Genomic DNA, 21,858 nt, shown 5'->3' on the forward strand with positions numbered 1-21,858 from the left:
CATATTATTTACAATAAGGAATAGCTATGCTGAAGATGGTTAAAGATTTTAAATTCAAAAAATACATTGAAAAATTACGTGAGGAAGGTTTGTTTTTTTATGTTTCTTTCGGGTTTATATTAACATTGTTAATGGAAGTTAATGATCAATTACCGTACTATCTTCAACAAGACTTCTTCTTTTATACACTTATAGGATTTATACCAATCAATATATTCTTTGTTTTGATTTGCACAAATATATTTTTCAATGCCGTCCATGCACTTATTTCACCCTATAAATATCAAAGAGTTGGTGAGAAATTCCTCTCTGAACTTGATAAAAGAACGCAACAAATTGGCTTTATTATTTCATTTATATGTTTTGGCATGACTTTGTTTTGTGCACTGGTGTGGTTGCTGTTTTTTAATATGAATACTGAAAGTTACTACGCAAAATATACATTAAATTTTTTAGCTGCTTTTATCATTATGATTATAATTTCTTCAGCAGTTAATCCAGTAATGAGCAGAACATTCCAAAAAATGAAGAAATCTGACTCACATGGGAATTCAAAAATAATTCTTATAATTATAACCATTACATTATTGCTATTATTACCAATTGCGTGCATTATCAATAAAAATAAAACAATTGAAATCAACATTAAGAAAGAAACTTATCAGCAAATAAAAGAAAAAACAAAGATGAAACCAGAAGATTATATCAAAAAATTGATTGTTGATATTAAATTCAACTAATATCCATATGTACCCTGGTTTGTTCCAGGGTACATATAAAAAGTTAATATCCTGATTTATTTCCAACATCCCCCCTCACTCCAAATCCTCCCTGCGTAACCCAATGTCCTTCAACCGTTCATCACTCATTTGCTGTAACACCCGTCGGGTCTGCTTTTTCAGCCACCAGCTCCTCACCGCCTGCCAGAGTTGTACGAAGCCGATAAACGGCGCTTTGGCTCTGTTTTCGTGAAATTCCATCTGCTGCCCCCTCATCTTTCAGAGGCTTCATCATCCGCCATCTGGCAGTTCACAATACAGATGCAAACATTACTTTTATTTAACATACAGACAGGTTAAAACAGCATCTGCATCCGGTTTTTTAGCCTCATCTGTACCGGTTTTTCTCTCTGTATGGTCCAAAGAAGGAATACAGCATGACGCGTTACCAACATCTGGCGACTCTGCTTGCCGGGCGGATTGAGCAAGGGCTGTATCGTCACGGGGAGAAATTGCCGTCGGTGCGCAGCTTAAGTCAGGAGCACGGCGTCAGCATCAGCACCGTGCAGCAGGCGTATCAGACGCTGGAGACGATGAAGCTCATCACTCCGCAACCACGTTCGGGTTATTTTGTCACGCAACATAAAGCCCAGCCGCCAGTGCCGCTAATGACACGTCCGGTGCAGCGCCCGGTGGAAATTACCCAGTGGGATCAGGTGTTGGATATGTTGAAAGCGCATAGCGACAGTTCTATTGTTCCGTTCAGTAAAAGCACGCCGGATGTCGAAGCGCCCAGCCTGAAACCGCTCTGGCGGGAGCTAAGTCGGGTGGTGCAGCATAATCTACAAACCGTTCTCAGCTATGATTCATTAACCGGTCAGCGGGTATTGCGCGAGCAGATTGCCCGACTGATGCTCGACAGCGGCTCGGTGGTCACCGCTGATGACATTGTCATCACCAGCGGCTGCCATAACTCGATGGCGCTGGCGTTAATGGCAGCGTGTAAACCAGGCGATATCGTCGCGGTCGAATCGCCCTGTTATTACGGTTCGATGCAGATGCTGCGTGGCATTGGCGTGAACGTGATTGAAATCCCGACCGATCCAGAAACTGGCATCAGCGTTGAAGCGCTGGAACTGGCGCTGGAACAGTGGCCGATTAAAGGCATCATTCTTGTGCCAAACTGTAATAATCCGCTGGGATTTATTATGCCGGACGCGCGCAAACGGGCCGTTCTCTCTCTCGCTCAGCGTCATGATATTGTGATTTTTGAAGATGATGTCTACGGCGAGCTGGCAACGGAGTATCCGCGCCCGCGGACCATTCACTCATGGGATATCGACGGTCGGGTGCTGCTGTGCAGCTCGTTCAGTAAAAGCATTGCGCCCGGCCTGCGCGTGGGCTGGGTCGCGCCGGGACGTTATCACGATAAACTGCTACATATGAAATACGCCACCAGCAGCTTTAACGTACCGTCCACGCAAATGGCGGCAGCAACGTTTGTACTGGAAGGTCACTATCATCGCCATATCCGGCGTATGCGGCAGAACTATCAGCGCAATATGGCGCTTTATACCTGCTGGATACGGGAATATTTTCCCTGCGAAATCTGTATTACGCGCCCGAAAGGCGGATTTTTACTGTGGATAGAATTGCCTGAACAGGTCGATATGGTCTGCGTCGCGCGGCAGCTGTATCGCATGAAAATCCAGGTGGCGGCAGGCTCGATTTTCTCGGCTTCCGGCAAATACCGTAATTGTCTGCGCATCAACTGCGCTTTGCCGCTCAGCGAAACCTATCGCGAAGCACTGAAGCAAATTGGCGAGGCCGTGTATCGGGCAATGGAATAATTTCGAAATAGTGGCGAAACACCTGATTTACTCTCACGAATCACCTGTAACTCGTTTTATCTCTGCTGGGCCATCGCCACGTTCCAGCATGGCTTAGGCCAAGCGCGCTTTGTTCATGCCGGATGCGGCGTGAACGCTTTATCCGGCCTACAAACCGCGAAAATTCAATAGATTGCAGAGATAATGTAGGTCTGATAAGCGTAGCACATCAGGCAGCTTTGCGTTTGTCATCAGCCTCTGATTAGTATTCGATCCATGGATCGCGCTTGCTTTCAGGCAAGGGCTGCTCTAATGCCTGCATTTGCTCTGCCGAAAGTCCAGTAATCTTTTGTATCCATTCAGGATCTGCCCCATTCTGCAACAACAATCGGAGGAGGCTCTGTTCCCCTTCTTCTTTCCCTTTCTCCCTCCCCAACAGCCATCCATCATTATGAATTCGCTCTGCAATGGTCATTATTCGCTCCCTGTGTTGTGGCATTCGACTGGTTAGTTCGCTGATAAACTCTTTAAAACTCGCTTCATCGCCAGCCAGTAAAATGTAATTTAACAGCGCGGTTATCTGGCTGTCATTAGCGCACTCTGTAACCAGTAATACTACCAGTTGGTCGATAAGCCCCATCAGATCGCGCTGGCGAATATGCTTTTGGATCAACTCCAACAGGGCGACTCTGCGATGCTGCACAATCTCGTCGTCTGGCACGACAGTGATATCCACCAGCGGGAACGCGGCGTTATAAAGCTTCCGTGCGGTAGTCGGGTCGGCAAATTCGTCCAGCCAGCACAGGGACCAGGGATAAGGACTACGGCTACCGTGATAAAACAGCATCGGGATGACCAGCGGTAGCGACCGGCGTTTATCATGCTCGATATGGCGCTGCATCACCGCCATGGAATAGCGCATCAGGCGAAACGCCATATGAATGTCCTCGCGGCTCTGATGTTCAATCACCACATAGATATAGCCATCGCCTTCGCGGGTCTTTACCGACCATAAAATATCGGAGTGTAGCGCCCGCAATTTTTCATCGACAAAGCTGGCAGATTCCAGTTTTAAGGTGTCGAGATCGCACAGTTCACGTAAATCTTTGGGTAAGTGGATCTCCATAAAATCCCGCGCAGTGTCAGGGTGCGTGAGAAAGGTTTTAAATAATGCATCATGCGGCGTGCTGGTCGTGAAGTTTGTCATGGCGATCCATCACCTGTTGAAAAAGATGACCCGACTTTAGCGACTAATAAAACCATTCTCACCCGGCAATTTCCCATTCCCCGAGGCACTTTCCAAGCTATTTTTGTTCTCCTGCAAGCGATACATTTTTATGGAAGATATCTCGCTTTTTGCGTTTTCTTACCGTCAGGCTCTATTCTTACGATATGAATAAAATCATTGAACTCCGACGCGCCAAAATGCTGGCGCTCTCTTTGCTGCTCGTTGCTGCCGCGACTTTTATCGTTACGCTGTTTTTACCGCCTAATTTTTGGGTGAGCGGCGTGAAGGCGATTGCCGAAGCGGCGATGGTCGGCGCGCTGGCGGACTGGTTTGCGGTGGTGGCGCTGTTTCGCCGCGTGCCGATACCGATTATTTCTCGCCATACGGCGATTATTCCGCGTAATAAAGACCGGATTGGCGAAAATCTCGGCCAGTTCGTGCAGGAAAAATTTCTCGATACTCAATCGCTGGTAGCGCTAATCCGGCGTCATGAACCGGCGTTGTTAATTGGCAACTGGTTTAGTCAGCCGGAAAACGCCCGTCGCGTTGGACAGCATCTGTTGCAGATCATGAGTGGTTTTCTCGAACTGACCGATGATGCGCGTATTCAACGTCTGCTTAAGCGTGCGGTGCATAAGGCGATCGATAAAGTGGATCTTTCCGGCACCAGTGCACTGATGCTGGAGAGCATGACCAAAAACGATCGTCATCAGGTGCTGCTCGATACGTTAATCGCACAACTGATCGCCCTTCTCCAGCGCGACAAATCACGCAAGTTTATCGCCCAGCAGATCGTCCGCTGGCTGGAGAGCGAGCATCCGCTGAAAGCCAAAATTTTGCCCACTGAATGGCTGGGCGAACATAGCGCGGAGTTGGTTTCTGACGCCGTGAATTCTTTGCTTGATGATATCAGCCGCGATCGCGCACATCAGATCCGCCATGCGTTTGATCGCGCTACCTTCGCGCTGATCGATAAATTGAAAAACGATCCGGAAATGGCGGCGCGGGCCGATGCCGTGAAAAGTTATCTGAAAGAAGATGAGGCATTTAACCGCTATCTTGGTGAATTGTGGGGGGATTTACGGGAATGGCTGAAAGCGGATATCAACAGCGACGATTCTCGCGTGAAAGAACGTATTGCTCGTGCAGGACAGTGGTTTGGCGAGACGTTAATTGCCGATGATGCCCTGCGCGCCTCGTTAAATGGTCATCTGGAACAGGCCGCGCACCGCGTCGCGCCAGAGTTTTCGGCATTCCTGACGCGCCACATCAGCGATACGGTAAAAAGCTGGGATGCGCGCGATATGTCGCGGCAGATCGAGTTAAATATTGGCAAGGACCTCCAGTTTATCCGTGTTAACGGCACGCTAGTCGGCGGTTGTATTGGTCTGATTTTGTATTTGTTGTCGCAGCTCCCGGCCTTGCTACCCCTCAGCAATTTTTAGGAAGCGATAAAAATTATGCCAGGGGCGAACTGAGAAAAGCAGCTACAGTTTCAGCAAAACCGATAATGCCCCTACTTCTATTTTTCTGATCTGGTGGTCAGTGAAGCTATCTGCGACAGCAAAAAGAAAATGTACGAATACATGGCGGCGTTTAAACCTGTTCATGTAATGCAACAGCCGAACGGCGTTAAGGATTTATTAAGATCGCTACGTATACTTCCCGATATCTTATTGATTTGCCTTAAAGGGATTACCGTGACAAAAAGTATTTCATTAAGTAAACGCATCTCCGTTATTGTGATTCTTTTTGCCATTGTGGCAGTGTGTACTTTCTTCGTGCAATCTTGCGCCCGTAAAAGCAATCATGCAGCATCATTTCAGAATTACCACGCCACCATTGACGGCAAAGAAATTGCAGGCGTAACGAATAATATCTCCTCGCTGACTTGGTCGGCACAGAGCAATACCCTGTTTAGCACTATCAACAAACCTGCCGCCATTGTTGAAATGACCACCAATGGCGATTTGATCCGCACTATTCCTCTGGATTTTGTTAAGGATCTCGAGACGATCGAATACATTGGCGATAATAAGTTTGTCATTAGCGATGAGCGCGATTATGCCATTTATGTGATTTCACTTGATGCCAACTCGGAAGTAAAAATCCTCAAAAAAATAAAAATCCCGCTGCAGGAAACCCCGACCAATTGTGGTTTTGAAGGGCTGGCCTATTCTCCTGCCGATCAAACTTTCTGGTTTTTTAAAGAGAAAAATCCGATCGAGGTCTACAAAGTGAGCGGGCTGTTGCGTAACGATGAATTACACATTAGCAAAGACCAGACATTACAGCAGCAGTTTAATTTAGATGATGTTTCTGGCGCAGATTTTAACCCACAAAAAAATAGCTTGTTGGTGTTGTCTCATGAATCACGCGCACTCCAGGAAGTAACCGTAACAGGAGACGTGATCGGCGAAATGTCGTTAACCAAAGGCAAGTACGGCCTTTCACATAACATCAAACAGGCCGAAGGGGTTGCGATGGATGCCTCTGGTAATATTTATATCGTTAGCGAACCAAATCATTTTTATCGCTTTACCCCTAAATAATCACATTAGCAGGCTGGCATGTTTCACTTTTTTGTTATTAACTTGTTAATTGCAAAAAAATACAAACAAGGTTAAACATGCCCCCGTCCTCGCATCCCGTAGAACGCTTTTCTTTCAGCACCGCGCTTTTCGGGATGCTGGTTCTGACCTTAGGTATGGGATTAGGTCGCTTCCTTTATACACCTATGTTGCCCGTCATGATGGCGGAAGGGGCGTTTTCATTTAGCCAGCTCTCGTGGATTGCCAGCGGCAACTATGCGGGGTATCTGGCTGGCAGTCTGCTATTTTCGTTTGGCGCATTTCACCAGCCGTCGCGTCTGCGCCCATTTCTGTTGGCTTCTGCCCTGGCGAGCGGATTGTTGATCCTCGCAATGGCATGGTTGCCGTCATTTATCCTGGTGTTATTGATTCGCTTCCTGGCGGGTGTCGCCAGCGCTGGAATGCTGATTTTTGGTTCGACGCTGATTATGCAGCACACGCTCCATCCTTTTGTGCTGGCAGCTTTGTTTTCTGGCGTTGGTATTGGCATCGCGCTGGGCAATGAATATGTTCTGGCAGGCCTGCATTTTGCCCTCTCCTCGCAAACGTTATGGCAAGGCGCCGGGGCGCTTTCTGGCATGATGCTGATTGCACTTACGCTTTTAATGCCCTCGAAAAAACACACCGTCGCGCCAACGCCATTGGCAAAAACGGAGCAACAGATAATGAGCTGGTGGTTACTGGCTATTCTGTACGGCCTGGCGGGATTTGGTTACATCATCGTCGCGACTTACCTGCCGCTCATGGCGAAAGATGCAGGCTCACCATTGTTAACCGCCCATCTCTGGACGTTAGTCGGCTTATCAATTGTGCCTGGTTGCTTTGGCTGGCTATGGGCAGCAAAACGTTGGGGAGCATTACCCTGCCTGACGGCGAATTTAATGGTACAGGCTATCTGTGTGCTGCTTACTCTCGCCAGCGACTCGCCTCTCTTGCTTATCATCAGTAGTATCGGTTTTGGCGGTACCTTTATGGGTACGACATCTCTGGTGATGACTATCGCCCGCCAACTGAGCGTACCGGGAAATCTCAATCTTTTAGGCTTTGTGACGCTCATTTACGGCATTGGGCAAATCCTCGGCCCGGCGCTAACCAGTATGCTTGGCAATGGAACATCGGCGCTTGCCAGCGCCACTCTCTGCGGCGCGGCGGCGTTGTTTATTGCTGCGCTTATCAGCACAGTGCAATTATTTAAGCTACAAGTGGTCACTTCATGAGGGCTGTTTCCCTTACCACTCAAGAAACTCAACCTCAACCATTGATGTCAGCCAGACCCCGTTTTCCGCTTGCCAGAAAGGGATCCCTCGTTTCGCCATTTCCTGTGCTTTGACGGTTAAGATAACCGGCGAACCGTGTCTTGCCCCAACTTTGCGGGCCGTTGCTTCATCAGCAGAGAGATGCACATGATGACGCTCCCCTGCAATCAGCCCCTGTTTTTTTATCGCCTCAAGAAAACGGCTTGCCGTACCGTGGTAGAGAAATTGTGGCGGTGTTTTTTCGATGAAGGCAATGGCGACCTGCGAAGTCGAATGCCCCTGAACGGCGCGAATACACGTACCATCACTGGAATAACTAAAGCGCTTCTTATCGCTGGTGGCGACCACAGTATCCAGTAATGCGCGGGTTAACCGCTTGCCAGCTTTTTGTGCACAGAGTATGAGCTTATCGATATCCGCCCATCCTTCACGGTCCAGCACGATGCCAATCGCCTCCGGTTTATGTCGGAGGACAAAACTTAAAAACTTGCTCGTCTCTGCCAGCTCTTTGTCGTTGTATTTTGCCATTTTGCATTCGTCCTTGTATTCGCCGCCTTTACTCACCAGCCGTTATTGTCACTGTGTTTATGAATTTTCTGCAACTCAATCCTTACAGGAAGGTTCTCCGCGCAGCGTAATTTTTCCACGTAGCCGCCACAAGCATACATAATGGGGATTGTTATGGCACAACAAGGGGATGCTGTAGCTGGCGTGTTAACCGACCATGATGTCACCGTTTTACTGCCCGCGATGTATTTAATGGGCAACCCGGTGCAAAATGTCGGTCGCTGCCTGGGGACAGCCGAAGTAAATGCCAAATATTACCCGCATATCATTACGGTCTGCGTGATTAACGCGTTGCTGTCAAACCTGGTTATGCAGCTTATTATTTAACAAGGAGTTACCATGATTGATTATTCCGCAGCCGGTTTTACCCTGCTGCAGGGAGCGCATTTATATGCGCCGGAAGATCGAGGAATTTGCGATGTCCTCGTCGCTAACGGCAAGATTATCGCCGTTGCCAGCAACATCCCTTCTGACATCGTACCGGACTGCACGGTTGTCGATCTCAGCGGGCAGATCCTCTGCCCAGGTTTTATTGATCAACACGTCCATTTAATTGGCGGCGGCGGCGAAGCTGGCCCCACTACACGCACGCCGGAAGTCGCGCTTAGTCGTCTGACAGAAGCGGGCGTCACGTCAGTGGTTGGTCTGCTCGGCACCGACTCTATCTCTCGCCACCCGGAATCCTTACTCGCCAAGACTCGTGCGCTCAATGAAGAAGGCATTAGCGCCTGGATGCTGACCGGTGCTTATCATGTTCCTTCCCGTACCATTACAGGCTCGGTGGAAAAAGATGTGGCGATTATCGATCGCGTGATTGGCGTGAAATGTGCCATCTCAGACCACCGCTCGGCCGCGCCGGATGTTTATCATCTGGCCAATATGGCGGCGGAATCCCGCGTTGGAGGTTTGCTCGGCGGTAAACCTGGCGTCACCGTGTTCCACATGGGCGACAGCAAAAAGGCGTTACAGCCCATCTATGACCTTCTTGAGAACTGCGACGTCCCCATCAGCAAGTTGCTGCCGACCCACGTTAACCGCAACGTTCCGTTGTTTGAGCAGGCGCTGGAGTTCGCGCGCAAAGGCGGCACCATCGATATCACCAGCAGCATTGACGAACCGGTCGCCCCTGCCGAAGGTATTGCCCGCGCCGTTCAGGCGGGTATTCCGCTGGCTCGCGTTACCCTTAGCTCCGACGGCAACGGCAGTCAGCCGTTCTTTGACGATGAAGGGAATTTAACGCATATCGGTGTTGCGGGTTTTGAGACGTTGCTGGAAACCGTGCAAGTGTTGGTTAAAGACTATGGCTTTAGTATCAGCGATGCCCTGCGTCCACTCACCAGTAGCGTCGCTGGTTTCCTTAACCTGAACGGGAAAGGCGAAATTCTGCCGGGCAATGACGCGGATCTGTTAGTGATGACACCACAGTTGCGTATCGAACAGGTATACGCTCGCGGCAAACTGATGGTCAAAGACGGCAAAGCGTGTGTGAAAGGGACGTTTGAAACTGCATAAGCAGTTCCGAACGCTTGAACAGGCGACTGGCGTTGAGCTGTTTAATCGCCAAAGGCAACGCTACAACTCCTGTGTGGGGCGATTTATTAACCGCCCCCTGACATGCCACTGCGAGTTACGTTTCAGCACTTTTTGGCTCTTCATGGGCCAATTATTCAAGCAAGTTGCCTTCGGCAGCTGTGGAATATCTGGCTGCCGGAGTACGCCATACAACAAGAAATTCGCAGCGGGTAGCTCATTGTCCTGAATCGGGACGAATTAGTTATCCCGCATTCCGGATGAATCCCGTTGCAGAGCGTTTCTGGCGTGAACTGCGTGGGCTAAAGATTGAACCTGGCTGAAAGTCCCGGTATTAAACTATGCCAGCTCCCCTTCTGCCAGACCAGGTCAAACGTTAGCGGCTCATCATCGTGGTACAGCATCATCTCCAGACTAATGACCAACTCGTGGCAATAGACTGCTTTCAGATTGACCTGCAATGCCGCAATCCGTGGCTCATGAAATAAAAGCGCGGAACGTAACTGGCGGCAATACCAACTCTGGAGAAGCTTGTCGCTCTGATTATGCCCTTGCCACTCAGGCATGCCTGAAACAAGTAATATTGGTAGCGGTGAATGGGGAGAACTAAAAAGTTGAAAGAGATCCCGACATACGGAATCACGCAGCGATAACGTATTGTTCCCTGTACTTTCAGGTAATACCGTCTGAACTGATTGGCGCATCATTTTGCGCACTCCTGACGTTTAGTGGCATCTGTATCCTGCCCTGGCTGCTGGACACCACTGGGTTGATGCTCATATTCCATAATCATTCCTTTATGTTCATTGCGTCCCTGGCACTTTCATAAGGGATTTATAAGATCCGCCAAAGATAAAACACTGTACAGAAAAGAATATCCACTGACTTTTTATTTAAAAAGGTATCATTTGACAAAAGTCATTAAACATAACGGAAATACGTTAACATATTCTGATTATTCCGAATAATTTCTCAGCGTTAAACTGATATATAATTATTCCAAAACAATATATCGTACGTAATGATTAAATTACGCATAATATATTCTGCAGAACATAATTAATTATTCAGGGAACATACATAGTGCAAAGCGGTTCAACTTTGCACCAGAAATGAGGGATCAGGCGTCCACTTTATCCAACGGCCACGAATCAAACAGATAACCATCGAAATAGATGTCATCAACATTAGAGAACTCCAGCAAGCGCTGCTTCACATTCTCCAGATGCTGCCACATCGCCAGTTTTGCCGCGCGGGCATCTTTTTTGATTAACGCAGCCAGGATCTGTTTGTGATCGTCTAACCACTCTTTGCGGTATAAGCTGTCATCGAGATGGCTATGTAACTGGATCCACATTGGATTATTTTCCCGCCACTCCCAGGACTGACGGAACAGTTCCACCAGCATGCTGTTATGCGTGGCTTCAGCAATAGCGAGGTGGAACTGCATGTCGCCGCTTTCGCTACTGCCCGGCGCACTGGAGGCCAGTTCACGCTCTTCCAGTTGCAATGCCTGACGCATTTTAACGATGTCTTCGCGGGTAGCCTGCAAAGCGGCAAACTCGGCGATGTTACTTTCCAGCAACTGGCGCGCCTGTAACAGTTCAAAAGGACCGGCGTCATTGCAGACGTTGGCCTCTGTGCTCTCTGCATTGTGGCTGGGTAAACTGTCGAGCACATAAATACCGGCACCACGTCGTACTTCTACCAGCCCTTTGATCTCCAGCATGATCAGTGCCTCACGCACCACCGTGCGGGTGACATCCAGCATTTCTGCGATTTCACGCTCCGGCGGTAGCCGTTCGCCAGGATTGTACGGCGTCTTAAGGATCAGATCGCGGATCATCGCCCCAACTTCCTGGTAAGGTCTTTGCGCAGAGGTGGCAGATTTCATGATGTTGTGTCCGTTAGATGCGATTAATCAAATTATTGCCGGATGCGGCGTGAACGCCTTATTCGGCCTACAAAGAGTGCGTATTCAATAAATTGCGATTGATCCGTAGGCCCGCCAGGCTTACTTACCGGGCAATTTTACGTTGACCGTTAATTTCAAACTATACCATTAGCACTGGAAGTTGGCACGTACAGGTGGGCAAAAAACGAAAACTGGTCAACCAAATATGTTTTTGATTGACCAGTGAGTCTGTAGGGTAATCAGTCAGTTACAGTGCAGCCACACACTCACGCGCGCCGCGCTCGCACAGCTGCTGATATGCCGCAGTCACCGCGCCAACAAAGTCTGCATTTTGCGGCAGATCATCGGCAAAGATACCGCTCAGGCCCAGCAACGCTTTCACGCGGTCTGCGCCCTGATACTGCGCATTGATCTTCTGGAACTCGGCCAGCATCGGGTCTACCACGTCGATAGCATTACCCTGCTCATCCACGCCCTGGGTGTAACGCATCCAGCCCGCTACGCCAAGCGCCAGGTGACGCCAGCTACCGCCGTTTTGCAGGTGCAAACGCACCGGGTCCAGCAAACGCTGCGGTAACTTCTGGCTGCCGTCCATCGCAATCTGCCAGGTACGGTGACGCAGAGACGGGTTGCTGAAACGCTCGATCAGCAGCGTCGCATAGGCGTTCAGATCCGTCCCTTCCGGCATCGACAGCGTTGGTGCTTGTTCCTGCATCATCAGGGCAAAGGCCGCTTTGCGGTAATCCGGGTTAGTCATGGTGTCGGCAATGGTTTCATAACCGCCGAGGTAACCGAGGTATGCCAGGAAAGAGTGGCTGCCGTTAAGCATACGCAGTTTCATCATTTCGAACGGTACAACATCCGCAACAAACTGCGCGCCGACTTTATCCCAGTCCGGACGACCATTAACGAAGTTATCTTCAATGACCCACTGACGGAATGGTTCGCAGGCAATGGCACACGGGTCATAAACGCCCAGCTGGTCAGCAATTTCCTGCAACGTTTCAGGCGTCGCCGCCGGAACGATACGGTCAACCATGGTGCACGGGAAGGTGACGTTCTCTTCAATCCATTCCGCCAGTTGCGGGTCACGCGCCTGAGCCAGCCCCAGAACGGCAACTTTCGCCACATGACCATTTTCACGCACGTTATCACAGGACATCACCGTAAACGCTTTCAGCCCTTTTTCACGACGCAGACGCAGGGCTTCTACGATGTAACCAATTGCGGACTTCGGCGCAGTCGGGTTTTCCAGATCGTGCTTGATCAGCGGGTTATTGAGATCCAGCTGACCGCTCGCCGCATCGGCACAGTAGCCTTTTTCCGTGACCGTCAGGGAGACAATCGCCGTCTGCGGACGCGCCATCGCGTTGAGAATACCTTCGCAACCGTCGATTTCCGGATGCAGGGCCTCTTTCATCGAACCAATAATTTTCAGCTCGGTGCTTTCCGCGCCTTTTTCCGCCACGGTGTACAGCAGCTGCTGTTTTTTCAGGTTTTCGATCAGCACGCGGTCGTTGCCTGGCATCAGGTTAACTTCGCAGATACCCCAGTCGCTGTCGGTGCTTTCCAGCAGGTGATGGGTATACAGCGCCTGGTGCGCGCGGTGAAACGCCCCGCAACCGAGATGCACAATGCGTGATTCCAGACGAGAATGATCCCATGACGGGCGGGCAACCGGCAGATTGCTGTCAACAATAGTAGTCATCGTAAACTCCAGAATCCGTCTTCAGAGAGTGACGGCAAGGAAGAAGGAACCGGCACGGCGCGCAGCCATGCCGGTGGGTATTAACGGCTAAAGAAAGCGCGCTGAATCGCCAGTTCGACGCCGCGAACTTCGGCCAGGCCTTTCAGACGACCAATCGCGGAGTAACCTGGGTTGGTTTTCTTCTTCAGGTCGTCCAGCATCTGGTGACCGTGGTCCGGACGCATCGGGATCAGGTCTTCTTTGCCTTCCGCTTTACGACGGTGTTCTTCTTCAACAATCGCTTTCACCACTTCGTACATATCAACGTCACCGTTTAGGTGCGCCGCTTCGTGGAAGGTTTTCGGGTTATCTTCACGCATGGTGGAGCGCAGATGGGTGAAGTAAATACGCGGACCGAACTGCTTGATCATATCAACCAGATCGTTGTCAGCACGCACGCCGTAGGAACCGGTGCACATGGTGAAACCGTTCGCCATGCTGTTTACGGTATCAACCATCCACTGCATATCTTCAATGGTGGAAACGATACGCGGCAGGCCGAGGATCGGGCGCGGCGGATCGTCCGGGTGAACAGCCATACGCACGCCAACTTCTTCGGCAACTGGAATAATCGCTTTCAGGAAGACGGCAAAGTTTTCGCGCAGTTTGGCTTTGTCGATATCTTTGTACAGTTCCAGGTGCTTACGGAACTGGTCGAGGGTATAACCTTCTTCCGCGCCCGGCAGACCGGCGATGATGTTACGGGTCAGACGCGCTTTGTCTTCGTCGCTCATGGTGGCGAAGCGTTCAGCTGCCTGAGCAATTTCTTCTTCGGTGTAATCCGCTTCCGCGCCTGGACGCTTCAGGATGTGCATTTCGAATGCAGCGAATTCGATCTGGTCGAAGCGCAGAGCTTTGGAGCCGTCTGGCAGCACGTATTCAAGGTCAGTACGGGTCCAGTCGAGCACCGGCATGAAGTTATAGCACACGGTGCGGATACCGCACTGCGCCAGGTTGCGCAGGGTCTGCTGATAGTTAGCGATCCACTGCTCATAGTTGCCAGTGTGGGTTTTGATATCTTCGTGAATTGGCACGCTTTCTACGACAGACCACACCAGGCCTGCGTCTTCAACGATCGCCTTGCGTTTGAGGATCTCTTCAACGGACCATACTTCGCCGTTCGGGATATGGTGCAGCGCGGTAACCACGCCAGTTGCGCCCGCCTGACGGACATCAGCTAAAGAAACCGGATCGTTAGGGCCGTACCAGCGCCAGGTCTGTTCCATGTTTATTCCTCTTTCACGTAGTGGGTTCAACAGCGAAGAGACGCGGAACCCCGGAGTTGTTTAGGTATCCGAATGAACGACCAGACCGCAGCCGTGGCGTTGCATCGGATGAGATGGCGTATAAGTTCTACCTTTTGGTAATACATGTCAACCTGAAATCTAAAATTGGTTAACCACATCACAAGAAATCTACTCTCCTGGTTGTTGACGCAAATGACAACAAAGGAAGATCAGCAGTTAGTGAGCGGGGGATGTGACATTCATCGCAATAATGGTTGACCAATTTACATAACGTGTCGTCCAACATAACAATGGATTAACCTGCTCCCCCATTGCATAAGTTGTGACCGACACAACAAAACTGATGTTGTTGCAAAGATTGCTATTTAGTTTTGGTATAAAAGGTATACAGGCACATGGTGCAACATTTGAATTCCAGCGAGCAGGAGTAATTCACAATGAAGAGAACAATAACGGCGCTTGCTATCATGATGGCATCATTTGCCGCGAACGCGTCTGTATTACCGGAAACTCCTGTGCCATTTAAAAGTGGTACTGGTGCAATTGATAACGACACTGTCTACATTGGTTTAGGTAGCGCTGGTACGGCATGGTACAAGCTGGATACGCAAGCCAAAGATAAAAAATGGACAGCTCTGGCTGAATTCCCCGGTGGCGCAAGAGATCAAGCAACGTCCGCATTTATTGATGGTGATTTGTATGTATTTGGCGGTGTTGGCAAAAACCAACAAGGTTTAACCAGGGTGTTCAACGATGTGTACAAATATAGCCCAGCAACTAATACCTGGATTAAATTGATGTCACACGCACCGATGGGCATGGCGGGTCATGTGACTTTTGTGCACAACGGCAAGGCTTATGTTACTGGCGGTGTTAACCAAAATATTTTCAATGGCTATTTTGAAGATCTCAATGAGGCCGGAAAAGATTCAAAAACTATAGATAAAATCAACGCCCGCTATTTCGATAAAAAAGCAGAAGATTATTTCTTCAATAAGTTTCTTTTGTCTTTTGATCCCTCAACACAGCAATGGAGTTACGCTGGCGAATCGCCCTGGTACGGGACGGCTGGTGCGGCGGTTGTGAATAAAGGTGATAAAACCTGGCTTATTAATGGCGAAGCCAAACCAGGATTGCGAACGGATGCCGTATTTGAACTTGATCTTACCGGCAATAACGTAAAATGGAATAAGCTTCCTCCCGTCTCATCACCAGATGGCGTCGCTGGCGGTTTTGCAGGTATTAGCAATGACTCTCTTATATTTGCCGGAGGAGCCGGATTTAAAGGCTCGCGCGAAAATTACCAGAACGGTAAGAACTATGCGCATGAAGGCCTGAAAAAATCGTATAGTGCTGATATTTATCTGTGGCATAACGGGAAATGGGAGAAATCTGGCGAACTGTCGCAAGGTCGAGCCTACGGAGTATCATTGCCCTGGAATAATAGTCTATTGATTATTGGCGGTGAAATTGCGGGGGGTAAAGCTGTTGCGGATTCAGTGTTGCTCTCAGTGAGAGATAATAAAGTTACCGTGCAAAACTAACTTTTCTGGGTTTCCATTGCCTGAAAATAAAGATGTTGTTCATCCTGGAATAAAATAACTGGCGCGGTTTGCGCAGATACATCCTGCGCCCGCCATATCACTTTAAAAGAGAACTGACAAACGCGCCTGATGAAAATCCAAATAATTTGAGCAAGGGATATAACGGTTCAGCGTACCGAATGCCTGAGAACAAGACGACGGCGCTACGAAGCCGTCATTTCAGTCGGGGGATGATTGTAGACAAATTTGTTGACGCTATTTTGCAGTTTTGGCGCGAAAGATGAGCGTTCATTAATTTGATTTATTTGCATCCATCAACGCTTTTAACTCCTCCGGTGTAAATGGTGGTTTGCGTTGGTGCAGCATCGCATGGCAATTAGGGCAAACAGGAAGCAAATCATTAACCGGATCCAGCTGGTAATCCTCTTTAATGGCTGAAAGCGGCACAAGGTGATGCATATGGATAAAGCCCTCAGCGATATCGCCATAGATCTTCACCAGATCCACTCCGCAGACTTTGCACTGGCATCCGTGATGTTCGACTGCTTTATCGCGGGCCTTTTTATCGCGTTCATAGCGGTTTACCATCACTTTTATCGCTGCGCCTTCAACGTATTTCTCCTGCGACGACAACTCATTCGGGAACAGAACGTCGGCTATGGGAGCCGCAGCGGCTTTATCCTGATGAATGTAAAATCCCTGATCTATGAGTAACTTGACACATTTAGATTTTATTCCGCCGGTGAAATCCGCAGGCGTGAATTGCGTCCCCGTCATCAATGTCGCTGCAATACCAGCAATCGCCTTCGAGGGGTAACGTCGGCCATGATATTCAATCTCATACAACCGCGCAGGCTGGAACTGATGCGTTTCTCCCGCATCCCATAAATGAATAGCTTCGATGATGTAGCGCCGCGGAAGATGGTCAGGGAGTTTATTCATGAGGGATGTCCTTATACGTTCTATGAATGGGCAGCAAAAAAACAAATGAGATCAAGGTAATATATCTTCGCTTGCAGGCTTGAACAGCAGAAAATTTGCGAGCATGATCGCAATTATTTCACTGCCAGGGATAACAATGGCTTCCAGTAAATCGCTACAGCAGGCAATTGCCAACATAAAAATCTGGCACAAGGGTGAACAGCGCGCGCCACATAAACCATTGTTACTGCTATACGTATTAGCGGGATACCTGAATGGACATCCGCGTCTTTTCGATTATGGATCGGAAATCTACGAACCTCTGCACAGTTTACTGGAACGTTTTGGGCCACAGCGTTCACAGTACCGACCTGATATGCCGTTCTGGCGATTACAAGGCGACGGATTCTGGCAATTACACAATGCCGGGCTTTGCTCAACAGCAGGGAGCAGCCGACAACCGCCAGTGAAGGAACTGACTGAATACCACGTTGCAGGCGGTTTCGATGAACAGCACTACGCCCTGGTAACCGGCAATAAAAAACTCATCAACACTCTGGCGCAACAGATACTCGAAGCGCACTTCACCGAGAGTATTCAGGAAGAAATCGCTGACGAGCTGGGTTTTGATCTCCAGCAAATCCGTAAACAGCGTGACCCTTTATTTCGCAAAAATGTATTACGCGCTTATAACTACCAGTGCGCGATATGTGGCTTTAATATGCGCCACGACGACACCACCGTCGCGCTGGAGGCAGCACATATAAAATGGAAACAGCACGGCGGCCCTTGTGAAATCCCTAATGGCCTGGCGCTTTGCGCTATTCACCATAAAGCCTTTGATAAAGGATCGATTGGCCTGGATGAAAATATGCGAGTGCTGGTATCGGATGCGGTAAATGGCGGAGGGATCGTTGAGAAACTGTTCTGGGATTTTGACGGGAAAACTATTGCGTTGCCACAGGTGCGTAAAAATTACCCTTATGAGGGGTTTGTGGAGTGGCATCGGAAAGAGGTTTTTAGGGGGTGAGGTAGGCTATCTTGTGCATACAAATAGACAAATAAACTGTATAAAGAGATAGCCTACAAATACTAAATAAATTCAGCCCCACTGGGAAAACGCAACTCTGATGTCTGTAAACTCTCGCCAATAAAGAAAGGTACAACCCATAAACGTAACCTATTTTCCTTCTGATGGCTAAATTCATAAGGATGAGGAGATGGCTGATTAAATCCGTTATGATAGGGGTATATCAAAATCATATCACCTTCCCCCTCCTGGTAATTCAATCCATAGGCAAGCATTTGGTAGAGATCGGCTTGAGATTGTTCAAGACTGTCCTTTCTGCCATTTACTATCTTCCATTTAACATCACAGGTAATAACTGAACCAGTAGTACTTTTACGAGGCCGTAAACAAATATCAGGCCGCAGCTTAAATAAAGCTTTACCGTTATAACTAATCAGATTTTTTGAACTTACCTGTGCGTCCACTCGCCATTTATCATAATAACGATAACGCATCCATGTCGTCACAAAAGATTCAAAAACAGCCTCCATCGGGAAAAGCAGTGAAAAAGCATTAACATCCCCATACATACAGTGTGGAGAATCGCCCAATAAAATCATCTTCGCCCACGCTAATGCTTGCTCATAGTGATGCATGTGTCTATCAAAGTGTAACTGCTCGAAAGCTATATAAGCATCATGAACTGACGTGATATTTTCAAAGTGAAACTGCAGCTGTGTTATCTGCTGTAATAATTGTGGATTACTGGTCTGGCGACTAATCTTATTGATTGCAGTTTTGAGTATCCGGTTTTCCAGACGATTGACGCTGTACTCGTCATACTCCACCTGAAAACGATCCCGCCTAATACAGTTTTTGCTTAATTGTGCAGAGATCCGTAATCTTCCTTTCATCCATGGAAGATTATCTTCCTGACGTAAATAGTCACGTTTTAACCCTCTCAGCACAATCTTACGCACGCTCTCTATAAATTGTTGAATAAAGATATCCATCAGAGGCATTTTAGATATTTTGACGCCAGATTCAGAGGAGGCAATATGACGAAATGATTTTAACGTACGTAACATCATCAGTAATTGTTGACGAACAGTATCCTCATTATCCTGACCTGTTTTAGGCAGGATTTCGAGAAATCGCCCCCCTGGCAGTGAGATTACTCCTGCATAGTTTTTTACCTGCAGCGTTTTTACTCCATTCCGGCTGCTAAGGGTGAGCAAACGATGAGTATTATCAGCATCGTCTTTCAGACAGCGCAGCTCAAGCCATTTAAATAGGTCTGCAGGTAGCACTACCGCATTATTTATACGGGCATCACCTTCCTCACTCACTAAATGCCCGTATTCGAACACAGTGAAATGACTGGAAGATTTCATTCCGCACTCCTGCGTTTTTCTTTTTGAGGTGCATAAATTTGCTGCCAGGCGATTGGATTGTCCCAAACGTTGTCATCCTCTGCTGCCAGGTGAAAACTGGTTCCCAAGTCATCTGTTCCGTTATCACCAAAGAGATCGGCATACTTTTTCTGGTATTTCACCTCACGTACAAATTGAAGATCTGGTGCTTCCTCTTTTTGGTTATCAGCCAGTACCATGCGAATTTTTTGCCAGTCATTGTAAAAATATTCTTCCAGCAATGGTAGTATCTTATTTCGCATAATCCGTTTGAATCTTTCAAATGCCAGAGCTTCGTCTTCTTTTGCCTGCACAACAGGGATAAAAAAAGCATGCCCCAGCATATGTTCTCTATCGTATAAAACCTGGATGCGATCGTTAAGCGTCTGCAATAGACGAGGCAGATCAATACCTTTAATGACAGTATCTTTCAGAACAGTAATATCTGGCAGCATCGCTTCAAAATCAAATCTGCGACGTAGTGCAGTATCAAGTGCAGTAAGCGAATGATCAGCAGTGTTCATGGTACCAATTAAATAAAGGTTATTCGGTACACTAAATGGAGTGGAAGAGTATGGCAGCAATACGCTAAGCGATTCTGGCTCACCAGCCCGTTTAGATGGCTCAATAAGGGTAATTAGTTCACCAAAAATTTTTGAAATATTACCCCGATTTATTTCATCAATAATGAGAACATAGTTTTCCTTTTTTTCTGAAGCTACGCTCTGAGTATTCAGAGGCAGATAACGTTGATTAATTAAATAGTTAAGGATACTGCGTACATAAGATGGATTATGTACTTTTGCTCGTGGATCCTGATAAACTTGCCGAATATCCTTCAAATAAGCATTGTAACCCTGTCCTAAATCCTCTTTTTTCGATTGTGACGGGAAAATTCCAAAGTTGGTTTGACTTTTATACGTCAGCTGGAAGGCCTTACCCTGTTGTGTTTCCAGCGTGATATTTTCACCTTCAGATAAACGTTCTTGTAGGCGAGTAAGTGCGCTATCCAACATTTCCTGCGCACCAGCATGACCAAAGGCGGCATCCTCGCATATCTGTTTAAAAATACCTGCCTTTATTTCGTATTTTACATTACCGTCATCAGTAGTCTCAGCTCTTAAACCTTCAATAAACTCTTCATAACCAAAGCTCTGATGAAAGGTGATAAAACGCACTCGATTATCTTTGATAAGCTGATCATAAATCTTTTTCAACTCGCGACGTTTTTCACTCTCATCCTTACCCTCCTGCAGGGAGTAAGCGATCGGATCACAAATTTGTACAGCAATCTCAATAGTACGATATGTTTTACCTGTACCTGGCGGGCCATAGAGAATTGTGTTTTTAGGCAATGGCGAACTTATAACATCATCTTCTTGCTCATTTTCTTGTAAAGCACTTTCGCTTCCAACTAAACCGATAGCATTTTTATCCTGAATTTCATACGCATAGAGATGCCAAAGTGACATATTCAGCTCAATAGGGTCGATATCATCACCCAGCGCACGATTTAGCGTTTCTTTAAGATCAACATTGCGAGCCAGCCACTCCCGTTCTCCGGAAAGACCTAGCTGGAAATGGTTGTTGCAATAATTGTAGCAACTAAAAAAATTATTAACATTCACGACACTGCTAATTTTTGATGGGTATATTGCTGCAAAAGCACGATTACAAAGAGCCCTATACACCTTATTTAAAACTCCGTCCGCTTTAAGTTTGATAAGGCGTTCAATGACCCGATTATAATTTTCTTGTGTACACTCTTCTGCTATCTGACGGGTGAGCGTTAGAAGGTCTTTTTGTGCATTTTCAAATTCAACCAATGACATCCCACCTTGCATCAGGCTGGAGACACCATTGTCACGTTCATACCATACCTGCCGAATCGTGGCTTCAGAAAAGTTTGGTTTTTCGGCCTGAATCTGTTCTACAAGCTGGCGGTAGTGTTTGCCCCAAACTGAATTGTACTGATTATTTTTTTCAATTTGAGCACGAAAGAAAGGGGCTAATGCTGATGAATCCTGAACCATCTCTTAATCCAATATGTAGGGGGAGGGAAATTGGGATAGCCTTATCTTATCGGATTAATCTCAAAAATGTTAAATTTTATGATAGAAAAATAACTTTCATCCTGAAATTACCTTCTGTCCTGGAGCCACCACATTTATCTGATGACTTTGATCTGCAAAACGCATGATGTTGGTGGCTCTCAGAGAAGGCCATAGCATTCCTTCAGACGTAAAATCGCTACTCGTTTTTTCAACCTGTGTGCAGTTTCTAGTTGCATAGGGAATCAACTGTTTTTCAGGTAAACATTGTTTCCAGTATATGGATATGCCG

Annotated in this window: 18 protein-coding genes and 4 pseudogenes; 12 read left to right on the top strand and 10 right to left on the bottom strand. The window is 47.7% G+C overall.

The window, feature by feature from the left end:
• Positions 1-26 precede the first annotated feature (26 nt).
• Positions 27-740, top strand: coding sequence for a hypothetical protein (locus FEK42_RS07625; protein ID WP_138211786.1), 714 nt, complete (start codon positions 27-29; stop codon positions 738-740).
• Between the two features lie 121 nt (positions 741-861).
• On the opposite strand, the gene FEK42_RS07630 is transcribed toward FEK42_RS07625, so the two are convergent.
• The gene (locus FEK42_RS07630; RefSeq protein WP_240783156.1) at positions 862-1,014 is read right to left on the bottom strand and encodes a hypothetical protein; all 153 of its coding nucleotides are present in this window, start codon (positions 1,012-1,014) and stop codon (positions 862-864) included.
• Positions 1,015-1,156: 142 nt separating this feature from the next.
• Here FEK42_RS07630 and FEK42_RS07635 point away from each other — a divergent pair, with 142 nt between their 5' ends.
• The gene (locus FEK42_RS07635) at positions 1,157-2,569 is read left to right on the top strand and encodes a PLP-dependent aminotransferase family protein (RefSeq protein ID WP_135491872.1); all 1,413 of its coding nucleotides are present in this window, start codon (positions 1,157-1,159) and stop codon (positions 2,567-2,569) included.
• Between the two features lie 241 nt (positions 2,570-2,810).
• On the opposite strand, the gene FEK42_RS07640 is transcribed toward FEK42_RS07635, so the two are convergent.
• Positions 2,811-3,755 (bottom strand): Rpn family recombination-promoting nuclease/putative transposase, encoded by a 945-nt coding sequence (locus FEK42_RS07640; RefSeq protein ID WP_138211787.1) that lies wholly within the window; start codon positions 3,753-3,755, stop codon positions 2,811-2,813.
• A 185-nt stretch (positions 3,756-3,940) separates the two neighbouring features.
• Here FEK42_RS07640 and FEK42_RS07645 point away from each other — a divergent pair, with 185 nt between their 5' ends.
• The 4 genes and pseudogenes from FEK42_RS07645 to FEK42_RS07655 all read left to right on the top strand — a co-directional run bounded on the left by FEK42_RS07645 (position 3,941) and on the right by FEK42_RS07655 (position 7,584).
• Entirely contained in the window at positions 3,941-5,221 is a 1,281-nt protein-coding gene (locus FEK42_RS07645; RefSeq protein ID WP_135491871.1) for a DUF445 domain-containing protein, read from the top strand.
• Positions 5,222-5,255: 34 nt separating this feature from the next.
• Positions 5,256-5,416: pseudogene (locus tag FEK42_RS22990) on the top strand (2-hydroxyacyl-CoA dehydratase); the annotation flags it as partial.
• A 60-nt stretch (positions 5,417-5,476) separates the two neighbouring features.
• Positions 5,477-6,328, top strand: coding sequence for a YjiK family protein (locus FEK42_RS07650; RefSeq protein ID WP_135491870.1), 852 nt, complete (start codon positions 5,477-5,479; stop codon positions 6,326-6,328).
• A gap of 77 nt (positions 6,329-6,405) precedes the next feature.
• Positions 6,406-7,584, top strand: coding sequence for an MFS transporter (locus tag FEK42_RS07655; protein ID WP_135491869.1), 1,179 nt, complete (start codon positions 6,406-6,408; stop codon positions 7,582-7,584).
• A gap of 12 nt (positions 7,585-7,596) precedes the next feature.
• Here the strand turns inward: FEK42_RS07655 and kptA are convergent, their stop codons facing one another.
• Positions 7,597-8,151, bottom strand: coding sequence for an RNA 2'-phosphotransferase (gene kptA / locus FEK42_RS07660; RefSeq protein ID WP_130204700.1), 555 nt, complete (start codon positions 8,149-8,151; stop codon positions 7,597-7,599).
• Between the two features lie 177 nt (positions 8,152-8,328).
• On the opposite strand from kptA, the pseudogene FEK42_RS07665 reads away from it, so the two are divergent.
• The 3 genes and pseudogenes from FEK42_RS07665 to FEK42_RS22995 form a co-directional block, all read left to right on the top strand.
• Positions 8,329-8,517: pseudogene (locus FEK42_RS07665) on the top strand (hypothetical protein); the annotation flags it as partial.
• A 12-nt stretch (positions 8,518-8,529) separates the two neighbouring features.
• Positions 8,530-9,702, top strand: coding sequence for a beta-aspartyl-peptidase (gene iadA / locus FEK42_RS07670; RefSeq protein ID WP_138211788.1), 1,173 nt, complete (start codon positions 8,530-8,532; stop codon positions 9,700-9,702).
• A 64-nt stretch (positions 9,703-9,766) separates the two neighbouring features.
• Positions 9,767-10,043, top strand: a pseudogene (locus tag FEK42_RS22995) (LysR family transcriptional regulator); the annotation flags it as partial.
• On the opposite strand, the gene iraD reads toward FEK42_RS22995, so the two are convergent.
• From iraD to uxuA, 4 genes are all read right to left on the bottom strand, one after another.
• Positions 10,023-10,427, bottom strand: coding sequence for an anti-adapter protein IraD (gene iraD, locus FEK42_RS07680; protein ID WP_135491868.1), 405 nt, complete (start codon positions 10,425-10,427; stop codon positions 10,023-10,025). The pseudogene FEK42_RS22995 and the gene iraD overlap by 21 nt on opposite strands.
• Positions 10,428-10,840: 413 nt before the next feature.
• On the bottom strand, positions 10,841-11,614 hold the full coding sequence (gene uxuR / locus FEK42_RS07685; RefSeq protein WP_130259556.1) for a Uxu operon transcriptional regulator: 774 nt from the start codon (positions 11,612-11,614) through the stop codon (positions 10,841-10,843).
• Between the two features lie 268 nt (positions 11,615-11,882).
• On the bottom strand, positions 11,883-13,343 hold the full coding sequence (locus FEK42_RS07690; RefSeq protein WP_130204660.1) for a fructuronate reductase: 1,461 nt from the start codon (positions 13,341-13,343) through the stop codon (positions 11,883-11,885).
• An 80-nt stretch (positions 13,344-13,423) separates the two neighbouring features.
• Positions 13,424-14,608: a mannonate dehydratase gene (gene uxuA / locus FEK42_RS07695; RefSeq protein WP_000438582.1), complete on the bottom strand. Its 1,185-nt coding sequence runs from the start codon at positions 14,606-14,608 to the stop codon at positions 13,424-13,426.
• 458 nt (positions 14,609-15,066) lie between these two features.
• On the opposite strand from uxuA, the gene FEK42_RS07700 reads away from it, so the two are divergent.
• Together FEK42_RS07700 and FEK42_RS07705 are read left to right on the top strand one after the other, a co-directional pair.
• Positions 15,067-16,173, top strand: coding sequence for an N-acetylneuraminate epimerase (locus FEK42_RS07700; RefSeq protein WP_135491867.1), 1,107 nt, complete (start codon positions 15,067-15,069; stop codon positions 16,171-16,173).
• Between the two features lie 104 nt (positions 16,174-16,277).
• Positions 16,278-16,457: pseudogene (locus FEK42_RS07705) on the top strand (sialate O-acetylesterase); the annotation flags it as partial.
• A gap of 7 nt (positions 16,458-16,464) precedes the next feature.
• Here FEK42_RS07705 and FEK42_RS07710 read toward each other — a convergent pair.
• Positions 16,465-17,115: an HNH endonuclease gene (locus FEK42_RS07710; RefSeq protein WP_138211789.1), complete on the bottom strand. Its 651-nt coding sequence runs from the start codon at positions 17,113-17,115 to the stop codon at positions 16,465-16,467.
• A gap of 136 nt (positions 17,116-17,251) precedes the next feature.
• Here FEK42_RS07710 and FEK42_RS07715 point away from each other — a divergent pair, with 136 nt between their 5' ends.
• On the top strand, positions 17,252-18,124 hold the full coding sequence (locus tag FEK42_RS07715) for a phosphorothioated DNA-binding restriction endonuclease (RefSeq protein WP_131161307.1): 873 nt from the start codon (positions 17,252-17,254) through the stop codon (positions 18,122-18,124).
• Positions 18,125-18,186: 62 nt separating this feature from the next.
• On the opposite strand, the gene FEK42_RS07720 is transcribed toward FEK42_RS07715, so the two are convergent.
• Entirely contained in the window at positions 18,187-19,497 is a 1,311-nt protein-coding gene (locus FEK42_RS07720) for an McrC family protein (RefSeq protein ID WP_135491866.1), read from the bottom strand.
• A complete protein-coding gene (locus FEK42_RS07725) occupies positions 19,494-21,548 on the bottom strand; it encodes an McrB family protein (RefSeq protein WP_000249525.1) in 2,055 nt (684 codons plus the stop codon). Before FEK42_RS07725 ends, FEK42_RS07720 begins: the two co-directional genes overlap by 4 nt.
• Positions 21,549-21,858: the final 310 nt, after the last annotated feature.

It is taken from the genome of Escherichia sp. E2748 (assembly GCF_005781125.1).
GTDB lineage: Bacteria > Pseudomonadota > Gammaproteobacteria > Enterobacterales > Enterobacteriaceae > Escherichia.